Here is a 15,745-nt window from a genome sequence, read left to right on the forward strand (position 1 = left end):
CACATCAGCGCATTTACCAGGCGGTATGGTAAAGCTCTACAATATCCTCAAGCGTTGCTTCACGCGGGTTGCCACCGGTACAAACATCATCCAGTGCCGCCTGCGCCAGTGCCGGAATGTCTTCCTTGCGTACACCAACATCACGCAAATGTGGCGGAATACCGACATCACGGTTGAGAGCAAACACCGCTTCAACAGCGGCATTACGCGCCTCTTCCAGGCTCATACCTTCCACTTTCACGCCCATAACGCGCGCGATATCGCGGTACTTCTCACCGGTAAAGTCAGCGTTATAGCGCATGACATGCGGTAACAGGATGGCGTTCGCAACACCGTGTGGAGTGTTGTAAAACGCGCCCAGTGGATGCGCCATACCATGCACCAACCCTAACCCAACATTCGAGAAGCCCATACCCGCAACATACTGCCCGAGCGCCATTTCTTCTCCGGCATCCTTATCACCAGCAACCGATCCTCGCAGCGCCCCAGCAATGATTTCAATCGCTTTAATGTGCAGTGCATCGGTTAGCGCCCACGCGCCACGGGTAATATACCCCTCAATAGCATGAGTGAGCGCATCGACACCCGTCGCAGCTTTCAGCGCTGGAGGCATACCATCCATCATGTCAGCGTCAATAAACGCCACCTGCGGGATATCATGCGGATCAACGCAAACAAACTTGCGCCGTTTTTCTTCGTCAGTGATCACGTAGTTAATGGTCACTTCTGCCGCAGTGCCTGCTGTGGTGGGGATTGCCAGAATCGGTACACTAGGTTTATTGGTCGGGGAAAGTCCTTCCAGGCTACGCACATCGGCAAACTCCGGGTTGTTGCTGATAATGCCAATCGCTTTACAGGTATCCTGTGGAGAACCACCACCAATAGCGATCAGGTAATCCGCGCCGCTATTCTGGAATACACCGAGCCCTTCTTTGACGACAGTAATTGTTGGGTTGGGCACTACGCCGTCGTAAATCGCCCATGCCAGCCCTGCAGCATCCATCTTATCGGTCACTTTCGCCACCACGCCGCATTGCACCAGCGTTTTATCGGTGACGATCAGCGCCTTCTGATAACCACGGCGTTTCACCTCATCGGTTAAAGCCCCAACAGCACCCCGACCAAACCATGCCGTTTCGTTCAGAATCATTCTGTTAGCCATCATCCTTCTCCTTGTTGCTTTACGAAATTACTCTTCAATCCGTAACCCATAGGTTTTGAATTTCTCCAGCACTACGGCAATCTCTTCATCGCTCAGCACTGGCACCGGGTCCGTAATCGCCAGGGTCGTCAGGTAAAGTTGCGCCAGCACTTCAACTTCATGCGCCAGCCATAACGCTTTTTCCAGATTCACCTCACAAGCGATAAGCCCATGATGTTGTAACAAAGTTGCCTTACGATTTTTGAGAGCCTGCGCAACATGTTCAGAAAGTTCACGTGTTCCAAAGGTCGCATAAGGCGCGCAAGGAATAGAATTACCGCCAGCCGCCGCAATCATGTAGTGAATAGCGGGGATCGATCGGTTAAGAATGGAAACTGCCGTGCAATGAACGGCATGATTGTGAACAACCGCGTTGGCATCCGGTCTGCTTTGATAGGCCGCCATATGGAAACGCCATTCGCTTGAGGGGAGCTTTCCTTCCTCATGTTTACCGTTGCCATCAATAAAGACAATATGCGACTCCGTCAGTTTTTCATATGGAATGCCTGTAGGCGTAATCAGCATCCCATCCTGATAACGTACACTGACGTTCCCCGCTGTCCCCTGGTTCAGTCCCAGGCGGGTCATTTCCAGGCAAGTGTCAATAATCTGACGAGCAAGTTTATTTCGTTCCATTAGCTACCTCTCTCTGATTCAAAACAGGGCAATAATGTTGTTCCTTTCACACTATTGAATTAGCCGTTTAATTACCCACCATCTTCTTCCTGATTAACCAGAAAGAAATTCACAAGCTTATATTTTGTGACCTGGTTCAACTAATCACAGTAAATAACTGCAAGTTCTCTTTTTATAACCCCATTAAAAATGACCGCTCTTAAAAATATTTATCAAAACGGTCATTTTTCTATTCACTCAAGCCAGGAATGCCCGTTTTCGGCATAAACAATTAATACGGTCATCTGGTTTGTGTTTTTTATGATTTATTTTCTGAAACGGGCATGAAATTTCGATTATTAAAGTGATGGTAGTCACATAAAGTCACCTTCCAGCTAATAAGTGTGACCGCCGTCATATTACAGAGCGTTTTTTATTTGAAAATGAATCCATGAGTTCATTTCAGACAGGCAAATATTCACTGATATGAAGCCCGAACTCGCTGGTTTTGCACTTTTGAAAACATAACCGATTACGTGCTTAAGCTTCTGAACCTAAGAGGATGCTATGGGAAACACATCAATACAAACGCAGAGTTACCGTGCGGTAGATAAAGATGCAGGGCAAAGCAGAAGTTACATTATTCCATTCGCGCTGCTGTGCTCACTGTTTTTTCTTTGGGCGGTAGCCAATAACCTTAACGACATTTTATTACCTCAATTCCAGCAGGCTTTTACGCTGACAAATTTCCAGGCTGGCCTGATCCAATCGGCCTTTTACTTTGGTTATTTCATTATCCCAATCCCTGCTGGGATATTGATGAAAAAACTCAGTTATAAAGCAGGGATTATTACCGGATTATTTTTATATGCCTTGGGCGCTGCATTATTCTGGCCCGCTGCAGAAATAATGAACTACACCTTATTTTTAGTTGGCCTATTTATTATTGCAGCCGGATTAGGTTGTCTGGAAACTGCCGCAAACCCTTTTGTTACGGTATTAGGGCCAGAAAGCAGTGGTCACTTCCGCTTAAATCTTGCGCAAACATTTAACTCGTTTGGCGCAATTATCGCGGTTGTCTTTGGGCAAAGTCTTATTTTGTCTAACGTGCCACATCAATCGCAAGACGTTCTCGATAAAATGTCTCCAGAGCAATTGAGTGCGTATAAACACAGCCTGGTATTATCGGTACAGACACCTTATATGATCATCGTGGCTATCGTGTTACTGGTCGCCCTGCTGATCATGCTGACGAAATTCCCGGCATTGCAGAGTGATAATCACAGTGACGCCAAACAAGGATCGTTCTCCGCATCGCTTTCTCGCCTGGCGCGTATTCGCCACTGGCGCTGGGCAGTATTAGCGCAATTCTGCTACGTTGGCGCACAAACGGCCTGCTGGAGCTATTTGATTCGCTACGCTGTAGAAGAAATTCCAGGTATGACTGCAGGCTTTGCCGCTAACTATTTAACCGGAACCATGGTGTGCTTCTTTATTGGTCGTTTCACCGGTACCTGGCTCATCAGTCGCTTCGCACCACACAAAGTCCTGGCCGCCTACGCATTAATCGCTATGGCACTGTGCCTGATCTCAGCCTTCGCTGGCGGTCATGTGGGCTTAATAGCCCTGACTTTATGCAGCGCCTTTATGTCGATTCAGTACCCAACAATCTTCTCGCTGGGCATTAAGAATCTCGGCCAGGACACTAAATACGGTTCGTCCTTCATCGTTATGACCATCATTGGCGGCGGTATTGTCACTCCGGTCATGGGTTTTGTCAGTGACGCGGCGGGCAACATCCCCACTGCTGAACTGATCCCCGCACTCTGCTTCGCGGTCATCTTTATCTTTGCCCGTTTCCGCTCTCAAACGGCAACTAACTGAACATATTTTCCGAATAAAGTGAGGAATCTGTAATGAAAAAAATCAGCTTACCGAAAATTGGTATCCGCCCGGTTATTGACGGTCGTCGCATGGGTGTTCGTGAGTCGCTTGAAGAACAAACAATGAATATGGCGAAAGCTACGGCCGCACTGCTGACCGAGAAACTGCGCCATGCCTGCGGAGCTGCCGTCGAGTGTGTCATTTCCGATACCTGTATCGCGGGTATGGCTGAAGCCGCTGCTTGCGAAGAAAAATTCAGCAGTCAGAATGTAGGCCTCACCATTACGGTAACGCCTTGCTGGTGCTATGGCAGTGAAACCATCGACATGGATCCAACCCGCCCGAAAGCCATTTGGGGCTTTAACGGCACTGAACGTCCCGGCGCTGTTTACCTGGCAGCGGCTCTGGCAGCTCACAGCCAGAAAGGCATCCCGGCATTCTCCATTTACGGTCATGACGTTCAGGATGCCGATGACACATCGATTCCTGCCGATGTTGAAGAAAAACTGCTGCGCTTTGCCCGCGCCGGTTTGGCCGTCGCCAGCATGAAAGGTAAAAGCTATCTGTCGCTGGGCGGCGTTTCGATGGGTATCGCCGGTTCCATTGTTGATCACAACTTCTTTGAATCCTGGCTGGGAATGAAAGTCCAGGCGGTGGATATGACCGAACTGCGTCGCCGTATCGATCAGAAGATTTACGACGAAGCCGAACTGGAAATGGCACTGGCCTGGGCTGATAAAAACTTCCGCTATGGCGAAGATGAAAATAACAAACAGTATCAACGCAATGCCGAGCAAAGCCGCGCAGTTCTGCGCGAAAGTTTACTGATGGCGATGTGTATCCGCGACATGATGCAAGGCAACAGCAAACTGGCCGATATTGGTCGCGTGGAAGAATCACTTGGCTACAACGCCATCGCTGCGGGCTTCCAGGGGCAACGTCACTGGACCGATCAATATCCCAATGGTGACACCGCCGAAGCGATCCTTAACAGTTCATTTGACTGGAATGGCGTGCGCGAACCCTTTGTCGTGGCGACCGAAAACGACAGTCTTAACGGCGTGGCAATGCTAATGGGTCACCAGCTCACCGGCACCGCTCAGGTATTTGCCGATGTGCGTACCTACTGGTCACCAGAAGCAATTGAGCGTGTAACGGGGCATAAACTCGATGGACTGGCAGAACACGGCATCATCCATTTGATCAACTCCGGTTCTGCTGCGCTGGACGGTTCCTGTAAACAACGCGACAGCGAAGGTAACCCGACGATGAAGCCGCACTGGGAAATCTCTCAGAAAGAGGCTGACGCTTGCCTCGCCGCTACCGAATGGTGCCCGGCGATCCACGAATACTTCCGTGGCGGCGGTTACTCTTCCCGCTTCCTTACCGAAGGCGGCGTCCCGTTCACCATGACTCGTGTCAACATCATCAAAGGCCTGGGACCGGTACTGCAAATCGCGGAAGGCTGGAGCGTGGAATTGCCGAAGGATGTGCATGACATCCTCAACAAACGCACCAACTCAACCTGGCCAACCACCTGGTTTGCACCGCGCCTCACCGGTAAAGGGCCGTTTACGGATGTGTACTCGGTAATGGCGAACTGGGGCGCTAACCATGGGGTTCTGACCATCGGCCACGTTGGCGCTGACTTTATCACTCTCGCCTCCATGCTGCGTATCCCGGTATGTATGCACAACGTTGAAGAGACCAAAGTGTATCGTCCTTCTGCCTGGGCTGCGCACGGCATGGATATTGAAGGCCAGGATTACCGCGCTTGCCAGAACTACGGCCCGTTGTACAAGCGTTAATACATTACTCCCTGATGTGATGCCCGGTCGCTCCGGCTACCGGGCCTGAACAAGCAAGAGTGGTTAGCCGGATAAGCAATGTTATCCGGCTATATTGCAGGAGCGATTATGAAACAAGAAGTTATCCTGGTACTCGACTGTGGCGCGACCAATGTCAGGGCCATCGCGGTTAATCGGCAGGGAAAAATTGTTGCCCGCGCCTCAACGCCTAATGCCAGCGATATCGCGATGGAAAACAACACCTGGCACCAGTGGTCTTTAGACGCCATTTTGCAACGCTTTGCTGATTGCTGTCGGCAAATCAATAGTGAACTGACTGAATGCCACATCCGCGGTATCGCCGTCACCACCTTTGGTGTGGATGGCGCTCTGGTAGATAAGCAAGGCAATCTGCTCTATCCGATCATTAGCTGGAAATGTCCGCGAACAGCAGCGGTTATGGACAATATTGAACAGTTGATCTCCGCACAGCGGTTGCAGGCTATTTCTGGCGTCGGAGCCTTTAGTTTCAATACGTTATATAAGTTGGTGTGGTTGAAAGAAAATCATCCACAACTGCTGGAACGCGCGCACGCCTGGCTCTTTATTTCGTCGCTGATTAACCACCGTTTAACCGGCGAATTCACTACTGATATCACGATGGCCGGAACCAGCCAGATGCTGGATATCCAGCAACGCGATTTCAGTCCGCAAATTTTACAAGCCACCGGTATTCCACGCCGACTCTTCCCTCGTCTGGTGGAAGCGGGTGAACAGATTGGTACGCTACAGAACAGCGCCGCAGCAATGCTCGGCTTACCCGTTGGCATACCGGTGATTTCCGCAGGTCACGATACCCAGTTCGCCCTTTTTGGCGCTGGTGCCGACCAAAATGAACCCGTGCTCTCTTCCGGTACATGGGAAATTTTAATGGTCCGTAGCGCCCAGGTTGATACTTCGCTGTTAAGTCAGTACGCCGGTTCCACCTGCGAACTGGATAGCCAGGCAGGGCTGTATAACCCAGGTATGCAATGGCTGGCATCCGGCGTGCTGGAATGGGTGAGAAAACTGTTCTGGACGGCTGAAACACCCTGGCAAATGTTGATTGAAGAGGCTCGTCTGATCGCGCCTGGCGCGGATGGCGTGAAAATGCAGTGTGATTTATTGTCGTGTCAGAACGCTGGCTGGCAAGGAGTGACGCTTAATACCACGCGGGGGCATTTCTATCGCGCGGCGCTGGAAGGGTTAACTGCGCAATTACAGCGCAATCTACAGATGCTGGAAAAAATCGGGCACTTTAAGGCCTCTGAATTATTGTTAGTCGGTGGAGGAAGTCGCAACACATTGTGGAATCAGATTAAAGCCAATATGCTTGATATTCCGGTAAAAGTTCTCGACGACGCCGAAACGACCGTCGCAGGAGCTGCGCTGTTCGGTTGGTATGGCGTAGGGGAATTTAACAGCCCGGAAGAAGCCCGCGCACAGATTCATTATCAGTACCGTTATTTCTACCCGCAAACTGAACCTGAATTTATAGAGGAAGTGTGAAATGCTGAAAACAATTTCGCCGTTAATTTCTCCCGAACTATTGAAAGTGCTGGCAGAGATGGGACATGGAGATGAAATTATTTTTTCCGATGCTCACTTTCCCGCCCATTCGATGGGACCGCAGGTGATCCGCGCTGATGGCCTGTTGGTGAGCGACTTGCTCCAGGCGATTATCCCGTTATTTGAACTGGACAGTTATGCACCGCCGCTGGTGATGATGGCGGCGGTAGAAGGTGACACTCTCGATCCTGAAGTAGAACGACGTTACCGTAATGCGCTTTCACTACAAGCCCCGTGTCCTGACATCATCCGCATCAATCGTTTTGCGTTTTATGAACGGGCGCAAAAAGCCTTTGCGATCGTTATCACAGGCGAACGAGCGAAGTACGGGAATATTCTTTTAAAAAAAGGGGTAACACCGTAATCTCATACCGGTACGCCCGCATGACGCGGGCGGTTATCGAATGATGGGGTGAAAAATATGAAAGCGGCACGCCAGCAAGCGATAGTCGACCTGCTGCTGAACCATACCAGCCTGACCACGGAAGCTCTCTCTGAACAGCTAAAGGTCAGTAAAGAAACCATTCGTCGCGATCTCAATGAATTACAGACGCAGGGTAAAATTCTGCGCAATCATGGACGCGCTAAATATATCCACCGTCAAAATCAAGACAGTGGCGATCCCTTTCACATCAGGCTGAAAAGCCATTATGCGCATAAAGCAGATATCGCGCGCGAGGCGCTCGCGTGGATTGAAGAAGGGATGGTGATAGCCTTAGACGCCAGTTCAACTTGCTGGTATCTGGCACGCCAGTTGCCTGACATCAACATTCAGGTCTTCACCAATAGCCATCCGATTTGCCATGAACTCGGTAAACGCGAACGCATTCAACTGATCAGTTCCGGCGGCACACTTGAGCGCAAATATGGCTGTTACGTCAATCCCTCGCTGATTTCCCAACTTAAATCGCTGGAAATCGATCTGTTTATTTTTTCTTGTGAAGGGATCGATAGCAGCGGCGCACTGTGGGACTCCAATGCGATCAACGCTGATTACAAATCGATGCTATTAAAACGTGCCGCGCAATCGTTGTTATTGATTGATAAAAGTAAATTTAATCGTTCAGGGGAAGCCCGCATCGGGCATCTGGATGAGGTAACGCACATTATTTCTGATGAGCGCCAGGTTGCAACTTCTTTGGTAACAGCCTGACGGAAAGGGTAGCAGGCCGGAGACGACGCCCCGGCCTTGCCTGTTATCGCTCGTCGCGACGACCACCCACCGCAGCCCAGATGCGGCGGACGTGCACCGTCACTTCTTCGCGATCGTGATACAACTGCCGCGCCTGAATCTGAGCATTTATGCCATGTTCATCAAGCTGTGCCTGAATATACGCCAGATTGTGTGACACTTCTTCGTAGCGTTTTTTCATCGGCAGTTTGAGGTTGAAAATGGTTTCACGGCACCAGCCATTAACCAGCCACTGCGCCATCAATGCCGCAACTTTCGCCGGTTTTTCAACCATATCGCATACCATCCAGGAGATATTGCTGCGCGTCGGACGGAATTTGAAACCGTCTTCCCGCAGCCACGTCACCTGTCCGGTATCCATCAGACTTTGCGCCATCGGGCCGTTGTCGACGGAATAAACCCACATGTTGCGCTTCACCAGTTGGTAGGTCCAGCCGCCAGGGCAAGCGCCTAAATCCACCGCCCACATCCCGTTCGCCAGGCGTTCATCCCACTCATCCGCAGGAATAAACACATGAAATGCCTCTTCCAGTTTGAGCGTGGAACGACTCGGCGCATCTGCCGGAAATTTCAGGCGCGGAATGCCCATATAGAACGGCGAATTATTGTTGCTGTATGAGTAACCGGTATAGCAGCAGCCTGGTGCAATAAAGAATACATGCACAACCGGACGCTTCGGCGTTTCATAGTTCGCCAGCACCCCGGCATCGCGCAAGGCAGCGCGTAGCGGAACAGTAAATTTACGGCAGAATTTCAGTAACTCTTTGCTTTCGTTGGTATCGGCAACTTCAACACGCAGTTCACCGCCCTTCTCTACTACGCCCTGTAACATGCCGACAATGGGGGTAATACGATCTTCTGGCGGCAAATGCTGCAGGAGTTCCCCCACCACAAACCACTGGCGGGCAAAAATTAATGAACTGAACGGCAGCTCACGGATTAACTTATCGCCATCATCAGGTTGATAACATTCATAAATGACATAACCCGCATTCTCTTTCACGCGGGCAAAACCGAAAATTTCCCGCTGGCCGGCTTTATCGGTAATTTCTGCGGCGCACTCTTTTTCAAAGCCCGGACGGCACAGCAATACAACCTTATTCATGACTTACGCCCTTGCGCTTTAAACGGATAGCACCAACTAACATTAACGCCCAGCCCGCGAGGAAGCTCACGCCGCCAACCGGAGTGACAAACGCCCACAAACGCAGATGGGACAGCGCCAGGCAATAAAGGCTGCCGCTGAACAACACCGTGCCTAACGCGAGGAAAACGCTACTCCAGTAAAACCAGATACTGATGCGACGCTGCATTGCCACCGCCAGACCTAAGATCGCCAGCGTATGAAACGCCTGGTATTCGAGGCCGGTCTGGATCCAGCCCATCTCAACGGCCCCCATGGTTTTACTTAACACATGCGCGCCAAAAGCGCCCAGAGCCACAAAAATGAAGCCGCTAATGGCGGCGAAAATCAGCATAAAACGGCTGGTCATGGTCGTACCCTACGTAAATTATTGTTCATAACGAAAGCGGAATTTTTCTTGTTCAGCAGCAGCTTTCGCCAGGATCCATTGACGAAAGGCGGCTATTTTACCCAGTTCTGCCTGGCTGTCATGACAAACCAGATAAAAAGCGTTTTTACTGACCAGAACATCATTAAACGGGCAAACAAGACGTCCGGCCTCGATTTCAGATTGCGCCATCACGTTATTTGCCAGCGCCACTCCCTGCCCGTGAATAGCCGCTTGCAGCACCATGGCGCTATGGCTAAAAATTGGCCCTTGCTGAACGTTGATATGATTTAACCCCAATTGTCGGGTATATGTCTGCCAGTCACGGCGTGACGCATCATGTAATAACGTATGTTTAGCCAGATCTTCCGGGGTCTTCAAGGGTTTTTCGCCAGTCAGCAGTAGCGGCGAACACACCGGCAATAAATATTCGGCGTAAAGTTTTTCCACCCGTAGCCCCGGCCAGTTGCCCCGACCATAAAATATCGCCACATCAACATCATCCGCCAGCTTATCTTCCTGACGATCAACCGCCTGGATTCGAACGTCAATTCCCGGATAAGCTGAATTAAAGCTGGAAAGTCGCGGAACCAACCAATGAATGGCGAAACTGGGGAGTAAACTGACCGTCAACGCCCCCTTGGCGCTACGGGCCTGGAGTTTACGCGTCGCTTCGGTTAATTGCGAAAATATCTCTTTGATATCGAGGAAATAGCTTTGCCCTTCCTCGGTCAGCAGGAGTGAACGATTACGGCGGCGGAACAGTTTTAGCCCCAAAAAATCCTCAAGAGACTTGATTTGATGACTTACTGCGGCCTGGGTCACAAAAAGCTCTTCTGCTGCGCGAGTGAAACTTAAATGGCGTGCTGCGGCATCAAAAACTCGTAAGGCATTTAGCGGTGGTAATCGTTTAGACATGGCTTTTAAACTTTGATGTTAAATGAATTTAACAATTAGATCACACTATGTAACCTATTAGTTTTTTTAATCTGAGCCATTATAAATTGTCCGTTGAGCTTCTACCAGCAAATACCTATAGTGGCGGCACTTCCTGAGCCGGAACGAAAAGTTTTATCGGAATGCGTGTTCTGGTGAACTTTTGGCTTACGGTTGTGATGTTGTGTTGTTGTGTTTGCAATTGGTCTGCGATTCAGACCATGGTAGCAAAGCTACCTTTTTTCACTTCCTGTACATTTACCCTGTCTGTCCATAGTGATTAATGTAGCACCGCCTAATTGCGGTGCTTTTTTTTACCTTGCGATCGCGAATTACTGATCCAGTTCGACCATCTCTTTCACGTCAGTACGGTTGATCTGCTGTTTGTTGCCATTAGCGTCTTTATACGAAATCATACCGGTATCGTTATCAGTCTGTGGTTTGCCGTCAGAGACGATGGTACGTCCGTCATTGGTGTGCATCACATAGTTCGAACCGGAACAGGCGCTCAGGGCAAAAGTCAGCATACAGGCAGAAATAATTGCGGCAGTCTTTTTCATCATCTTCTCCTTAAAGCGATTAATAAATCTTAATAGTATTGATTAACAGGCTAAAATTAACGCCTAACACTATTCAGCATATGTTACTTACGCGGCTTCGCCAGGATATCCAGATAATTCTGATGGTTAGCACTCTCCTTGTATCAAAGTGAATTTTGCGTCACGATCGGTGCATCAAGCCGAGGAGTACCATGAACGTTTTTAATCCCGCGCAGTTTCGCGCCCAGTTTCCCGCACTACAGGATGCGGGCGTCTATCTCGATAGCGCCGCGACCGCGCTTAAACCTGAAGCCGTGGTTGAAGCCACTCGACAGTTTTACAGCCTGAGCGCCGGAAACGTCCATCGCAGCCAGTTTGCCGAAGCCCAACGCCTGACCGCGCGTTATGAAGCTGCACGAGAGAAAGTGGCGCAATTACTGAATGCACCGGATGATAAAACTATCGTCTGGACGCGCGGCACCACTGAATCCATCAACATGGTGGCACAATGCTATGCGCGTCCGCGTCTGCAACCGGGCGATGAGATTATTGTCAGCGTGGCAGAACACCACGCTAACCTCGTCCCCTGGCTGATGGTCGCCCAACAAACTGGAGCCAAAGTGGTGAAATTGCCGCTTAATGCGCAGCGACTGCCGGATGTCGATTTGTTGCCAGAACTGATTACTCCCCGTAGTCGGATTCTGGCGTTGGGTCAGATGTCGAACGTTACTGGCGGTTGCCCGGATCTGGCGCGAGCGATTACCTTTGCTCATTCAGCCGGGATGGTGGTGATGGTTGATGGTGCTCAGGGGGCAGTGCATTTCCCCGCGGATGTTCAGCAACTGGATATTGATTTCTATGCTTTTTCAGGTCACAAACTGTATGGCCCGACAGGTATCGGCGTGCTGTATGGTAAATCAGAACTGCTGGAGGCGATGTCGCCCTGGCTGGGCGGCGGCAAAATGGTTCACGAAGTGAGTTTTGACGGCTTCACGACTCAATCTGCGCCGTGGAAACTGGAAGCTGGAACGCCAAATGTCGCTGGTGTCATAGGATTAAGCGCGGCGCTGGAATGGCTGGCAGATTACGATATCAACCAGGCCGAAAGCTGGAGCCGTAGCTTAGCAACGCTGGCGGAAGATGCGCTGGCGAAACGTCCAGGCTTTCGTTCATTCCGCTGCCAGGATTCCAGCCTGCTGGCCTTTGATTTTGCTGGCGTTCATCATAGCGATATGGTGACGCTGCTGGCGGAGTACGGTATTGCCTTGCGGGCCGGGCAACATTGCGCTCAGCCGCTACTGGCAGAATTAGGCGTAACCGGCACACTGCGCGCCTCATTTGCGCCATATAATACAAAGAGTGATGTGGATGCGCTGGTGAATGCCGTTGACCGCGCGCTGGAATTATTGGTGGATTAATGACAAACCCGCAATTCGCCGGACATCCGTTCGGCACAACCGTAACCGCAGAAACGTTACGCAATACCTTCGCTCCGTTGTCGCAATGGGAAGATAAATATCGCCAGTTGATCATGCTGGGGAAACAGCTTCCGGCTTTGCCAGACGAGTTAAAAGCGCAGGCTAAAGAGATTGCCGGATGCGAAAACCGCGTCTGGCTGGGATATACCGTGACTGAAAACGGTAAAATGCACTTCTTTGGCGATAGCGAAGGGCGCATTGTGCGCGGCCTGTTGGCGGTGTTGTTGACTGCCGTTGAGGGGAAAACCGCCGCCGAATTGCAGGCACAGTCGCCGCTGGCATTGTTTGATGAGCTGGGATTGCGTGCACAGCTTAGCGCCTCACGCAGCCAGGGGTTGAATGCGTTAAGCGAGGCGATTATCGCTGCGGCGAAGCAGGTTTAAGCACAGAACCAGGTCGGATAAGACGTTCGCGTCGCATCCGACCTGATTGTTTAACCCTGACGCGCCGCTTTCGCCATCATCTTCTTCAGCGCATGAGAAACCGCAACAAACCCAAAGGTGGCGGTCACCATCGTTGCCGCGCCAAATCCAGATGCACAATCCATCCGCTTCGGCCCTTCTGCCGTGGCTTTCATCGCACACACAGTACCGTCTGACTGCGGGTACACCAGCGCTTCAGTAGAAAACACGCAATCGACGCCGAGCTTACCTTTACTGTTTTTCACTACGCCAAAATCGCTTTTCAGGCGCTCGCGCAACTTCGCCGCCAGCGGATCCTGAATCGTTTTCGCCAGATCGGTAACCTGAATCTGCGTCGGGTCAATCTGCCCACCCGCGCCACCGGTCGTGACCAGCGGGATTTTATTGCGCCGACAATAAGCAATCAGCGCCGCTTTGGGCCGTACACTATCAATGGCATCAATCACGTACGAATAACCCACGCTCATATACTGCGCTACGTTATCCGGCGTCACGAAATCATCCACCACCGTTACACGGCACTCCGGGTTAATCTGGCGAATACGCTCCGCCATGACTTCCGCTTTTGCCAGCCCGACGTTATCGCGCAGAGCGTGAATTTGCCGATTGGTATTGGTGACGCACACATCATCCATATCGATAAGCGTGATTGCGCCAATCCCCGTGCGCGCCAGCGCTTCCGCCGCCCAGGAACCGACACCACCGATACCAACCACACAAATATGCGCGTCAGCAAACAGTTGCAACGCTTTTTCACCATACAGACGCGCTGTGCCACCAAAACGCTGACGCCATGCATCACTAATTACCACAGACATAGCACCTCAGAATTAAAAAGGGCGAGGTTATCCCTCACCCTAAACGCATAAATGCCTGATGCGCTACGCTTATCAGGCCTACATAACTCCTGCAATATTTTGGATTTGCATGATTTGTAGGCTGGATAAGGCGTTCACGCCGCATCCGGCATGAACAACGCGCACTTAGTCAATAATCAGGATGTGAGGTTATCCCTCACCCTGTCATATCCGTAAAAACGGCATACAGAATATCACATCAGCCGCTAAAGACGTTACCTGCGCCCGGAGCCGTTTTCAGCACCCAGACACGTCCATAGTGGTTGTACCAACCTGCGCGGTGTCCGGCTTCCGGCCCGATCCCTTGATAGATATCGAAGTGTTGGCCTTTGATTGCGCCACCGACATCCAGTGCCACCATCAGACGCAATTCGTACTGACCGTTAAATTTGCCGTTATTATCCAGCAGCGGCACTTCTGCCAGCAAGGTTGTACCTGGCGGAATAATGGAACGATCAGAGGCAACAGAAGCACGGCCAACCAGCGGCACCGCACTTGCCCCTTTCACCGGTGCAAAAGATTGCGGTTTAAAGAAAACGAAAGACGGGTTCTGTTCCAGCAGCTCGCGAACCTCGGCTTCACTGTGTGTTTCGCCCCAGTGACGAATCGCTTGCATCGACATATCTTCTTTTTTCACTTCGCCACGGTCGATCAGCACCTTACCAATGCTGCGATAGGCATGACCGTTTTTCCCTGCATAGCTGAAAAAGTTAAGCGGACTGCCATCACCAAAGTCGATATACCCACTACCCTGCACATCCATAATGAAGTTATCCATCAGGGAGTTACTGTAAGCGAGAATATATTTATCACTCAATGCCCCCGCGTAGATCTCCGCACGAGACGGCAGACGACCACGTTTTGGCGGCATACGGTAAATAGGATACTGGAACTCGCCCTGGCGGGTATGGCGTGCCTGAATTACCGGCGTGTAATAGCCTGTAAACTGCACGTTACCATAGTTGTCGGCACCTTCCATCTGCCAGGCATCAATGCCGAACTGGCGCATATTGCGGGTATCACCGCCTGCGCGCAGCCACTCTTGCACCGCGTTATAAACATTACTCTGGTTGCCATACAGACGCGGTGACGAATTACGGATATGGTTAATTTGCTCGGCAAAATCACCGGCGTTAATCGGCGCGCCAACGGCATCTGGCTGGTTCACCAGAGAGAAAGGCTGGGTAAATTTCCCGTCTTTATATTGCTGTCCGCGATCGGTTGGTTTGGAAGAGCAGGCGGCAAGCATTGCCACAACCGTGCCCATAAGAAGGTACTTTACCCAACGTCCTTTCATTGTTCTCTTCTTCAGGTTAAAAAATAAGGCGCAACGAAGATAACAAACCGCCGCGTTTAATGAAATGAGCAGCCTCTCCCTGACGCAAATTTTGCACAAAAAATAGGCTTTAGTGATTTGTTTTTGTTCAAAATCATGCCAAATCCGTGATCGGGGTAAAAAAAAGGTTGCATGAAAACGCGAGCGGAGTATAGTGCGCATCCACGGACGCGGGGTGGAGCAGCCTGGTAGCTCGTCGGGCTCATAACCCGAAGGTCGTCGGTTCAAATCCGGCCCCCGCAACCAATTAAAATTTGATGAAGTAAAGCAGTACGGTGACGCGGGGTGGAGCAGCCTGGTAGCTCGTCGGGCTCATAACCCGAAGGTCGTCGGTTCAAATCCGGCCCCCGCAACCAATCAAATTTGATGAAGTAAAAGC

The 15,745-nt window shown here is 50.9% G+C and carries 15 protein-coding genes and 2 tRNA genes; 9 read left to right on the forward strand and 8 right to left on the reverse strand.

Features of this window, described 5'->3' with window-relative positions:
- Positions 1–13: 13 nt before the first annotated feature.
- Positions 14–1,162, reverse strand: a complete 1,149-nt coding sequence (fucO, locus tag ACJHW7_RS12255; protein WP_000013588.1) for a lactaldehyde reductase — start codon at positions 1,160–1,162, stop codon at positions 14–16.
- A gap of 27 nt (positions 1,163–1,189) precedes the next feature.
- Positions 1,190–1,837, reverse strand: a complete 648-nt coding sequence (gene fucA / locus ACJHW7_RS12260) for an L-fuculose-phosphate aldolase (RefSeq protein ID WP_000440782.1) — start codon at positions 1,835–1,837, stop codon at positions 1,190–1,192.
- Positions 1,838–2,383: 546 nt separating this feature from the next.
- Here fucA and fucP point away from each other — a divergent pair.
- The 5 genes from fucP (at position 2,384) to fucR (ending at position 8,248) form a co-directional block, all read left to right on the forward strand.
- Positions 2,384–3,700 carry an L-fucose:H+ symporter permease gene (gene fucP, locus ACJHW7_RS12265; protein ID WP_000528603.1) on the forward strand — a complete coding sequence of 439 codons (1,317 nt, stop codon included), beginning with the start codon at positions 2,384–2,386 and terminating at the stop codon, positions 3,698–3,700.
- A gap of 32 nt (positions 3,701–3,732) precedes the next feature.
- Positions 3,733–5,508 (forward strand): L-fucose isomerase, encoded by a 1,776-nt coding sequence (gene fucI, locus ACJHW7_RS12270; protein ID WP_000724150.1) that lies wholly within the window; start codon positions 3,733–3,735, stop codon positions 5,506–5,508.
- 108 nt (positions 5,509–5,616) lie between these two features.
- The gene (gene fucK / locus ACJHW7_RS12275; RefSeq protein WP_000808376.1) at positions 5,617–7,035 is read left to right on the forward strand and encodes an L-fuculokinase; all 1,419 of its coding nucleotides are present in this window, start codon (positions 5,617–5,619) and stop codon (positions 7,033–7,035) included.
- 1 nt (position 7,036) lies between these two features.
- Entirely contained in the window at positions 7,037–7,459 is a 423-nt protein-coding gene (gene fucU / locus ACJHW7_RS12280) for an L-fucose mutarotase (RefSeq protein WP_000920840.1), read from the forward strand.
- A gap of 57 nt (positions 7,460–7,516) precedes the next feature.
- Entirely contained in the window at positions 7,517–8,248 is a 732-nt protein-coding gene (gene fucR / locus ACJHW7_RS12285) for an L-fucose operon activator (protein ID WP_000642344.1), read from the forward strand.
- 43 nt (positions 8,249–8,291) lie between these two features.
- On the opposite strand, the gene rlmM is transcribed toward fucR, so the two are convergent.
- From rlmM to ACJHW7_RS12305, 4 genes are all read right to left on the reverse strand, one after another.
- Positions 8,292–9,392 carry a 23S rRNA (cytidine(2498)-2'-O)-methyltransferase RlmM gene (gene rlmM, locus ACJHW7_RS12290; RefSeq protein ID WP_001045520.1) on the reverse strand — a complete coding sequence of 367 codons (1,101 nt, stop codon included), beginning with the start codon at positions 9,390–9,392 and terminating at the stop codon, positions 8,292–8,294.
- The gene (locus tag ACJHW7_RS12295; RefSeq protein ID WP_000203905.1) at positions 9,385–9,780 is read right to left on the reverse strand and encodes a DUF423 domain-containing protein; all 396 of its coding nucleotides are present in this window, start codon (positions 9,778–9,780) and stop codon (positions 9,385–9,387) included. The genes rlmM and ACJHW7_RS12295 overlap by 8 nt, the downstream gene beginning before the upstream one ends.
- Positions 9,781–9,798: 18 nt before the next feature.
- On the reverse strand, positions 9,799–10,716 hold the full coding sequence (gene gcvA / locus ACJHW7_RS12300) for a glycine cleavage system transcriptional regulator GcvA (protein ID WP_000044401.1): 918 nt from the start codon (positions 10,714–10,716) through the stop codon (positions 9,799–9,801).
- 350 nt (positions 10,717–11,066) lie between these two features.
- A complete protein-coding gene (locus tag ACJHW7_RS12305) occupies positions 11,067–11,294 on the reverse strand; it encodes a YgdI/YgdR family lipoprotein (protein ID WP_000750398.1) in 228 nt (75 codons plus the stop codon).
- Between the two features lie 191 nt (positions 11,295–11,485).
- Here ACJHW7_RS12305 and csdA point away from each other — a divergent pair, with 191 nt between their 5' ends.
- Together csdA and csdE are read left to right on the forward strand one after the other, a co-directional pair.
- Positions 11,486–12,691, forward strand: coding sequence for a cysteine desulfurase CsdA (gene csdA / locus ACJHW7_RS12310; protein ID WP_001307370.1), 1,206 nt, complete (start codon positions 11,486–11,488; stop codon positions 12,689–12,691).
- Positions 12,691–13,134, forward strand: a complete 444-nt coding sequence (gene csdE, locus ACJHW7_RS12315; protein WP_000184251.1) for a cysteine desulfurase sulfur acceptor subunit CsdE — start codon at positions 12,691–12,693, stop codon at positions 13,132–13,134. Before csdA ends, csdE begins: the two co-directional genes overlap by 1 nt.
- A 50-nt stretch (positions 13,135–13,184) precedes the next feature.
- Here the strand turns inward: csdE and tcdA are convergent, their stop codons facing one another.
- Positions 13,185–13,991, reverse strand: a complete 807-nt coding sequence (tcdA, locus tag ACJHW7_RS12320) for a tRNA cyclic N6-threonylcarbamoyladenosine(37) synthase TcdA (protein ID WP_000117728.1) — start codon at positions 13,989–13,991, stop codon at positions 13,185–13,187.
- A gap of 238 nt (positions 13,992–14,229) precedes the next feature.
- Positions 14,230–15,327, reverse strand: a complete 1,098-nt coding sequence (gene mltA, locus ACJHW7_RS12325) for a murein transglycosylase A (RefSeq protein WP_000678646.1) — start codon at positions 15,325–15,327, stop codon at positions 14,230–14,232.
- 208 nt (positions 15,328–15,535) lie between these two features.
- On the opposite strand from mltA, the gene ACJHW7_RS12330 reads away from it, so the two are divergent.
- A tRNA-Met gene (locus ACJHW7_RS12330) sits at positions 15,536–15,612 on the forward strand.
- A 33-nt stretch (positions 15,613–15,645) separates the two neighbouring features.
- Positions 15,646–15,722: transfer RNA gene (locus ACJHW7_RS12335), tRNA-Met, on the forward strand.
- Positions 15,723–15,745: the final 23 nt, after the last annotated feature.

Origin of the sequence: Escherichia sp. WS1152 (assembly GCF_046487665.1) — a bacterium.
Classification (GTDB): Bacteria; Pseudomonadota; Gammaproteobacteria; order Enterobacterales; family Enterobacteriaceae; genus Escherichia; species Escherichia coli.

Excerpts from the sequence above, each read along its gene's own strand:
- gcvA (WP_000044401.1), bottom strand. The coding sequence starts at position 10,716 with ATGTCTAAACGATTACCACCGCTAAATGCCTTACGAGTTTTTGATGCC.
- fucR (WP_000642344.1), top strand. The coding sequence starts at position 7,517 with ATGAAAGCGGCACGCCAGCAAGCGATAGTCGACCTGCTGCTGAACCAT.
- fucU (WP_000920840.1), top strand. The coding sequence starts at position 7,037 with ATGCTGAAAACAATTTCGCCGTTAATTTCTCCCGAACTATTGAAAGTG.
- fucO (WP_000013588.1), bottom strand. The coding sequence starts at position 1,162 with ATGGCTAACAGAATGATTCTGAACGAAACGGCATGGTTTGGTCGGGGT.
- mltA (WP_000678646.1), bottom strand. The coding sequence starts at position 15,327 with ATGAAAGGACGTTGGGTAAAGTACCTTCTTATGGGCACGGTTGTGGCA.
- rlmM (WP_001045520.1), bottom strand. The coding sequence starts at position 9,392 with ATGAATAAGGTTGTATTGCTGTGCCGTCCGGGCTTTGAAAAAGAGTGC.
- csdE (WP_000184251.1), top strand. The coding sequence starts at position 12,691 with ATGACAAACCCGCAATTCGCCGGACATCCGTTCGGCACAACCGTAACC.
- ACJHW7_RS12305 (WP_000750398.1), bottom strand. The coding sequence starts at position 11,294 with ATGAAAAAGACTGCCGCAATTATTTCTGCCTGTATGCTGACTTTTGCC.
- fucP (WP_000528603.1), top strand. The coding sequence starts at position 2,384 with ATGGGAAACACATCAATACAAACGCAGAGTTACCGTGCGGTAGATAAA.
- ACJHW7_RS12295 (WP_000203905.1), bottom strand. The coding sequence starts at position 9,780 with ATGACCAGCCGTTTTATGCTGATTTTCGCCGCCATTAGCGGCTTCATT.
- fucI (WP_000724150.1), top strand. The coding sequence starts at position 3,733 with ATGAAAAAAATCAGCTTACCGAAAATTGGTATCCGCCCGGTTATTGAC.
- csdA (WP_001307370.1), top strand. The coding sequence starts at position 11,486 with ATGAACGTTTTTAATCCCGCGCAGTTTCGCGCCCAGTTTCCCGCACTA.
- tcdA (WP_000117728.1), bottom strand. The coding sequence starts at position 13,991 with ATGTCTGTGGTAATTAGTGATGCATGGCGTCAGCGTTTTGGTGGCACA.
- fucA (WP_000440782.1), bottom strand. The coding sequence starts at position 1,837 with ATGGAACGAAATAAACTTGCTCGTCAGATTATTGACACTTGCCTGGAA.
- fucK (WP_000808376.1), top strand. The coding sequence starts at position 5,617 with ATGAAACAAGAAGTTATCCTGGTACTCGACTGTGGCGCGACCAATGTC.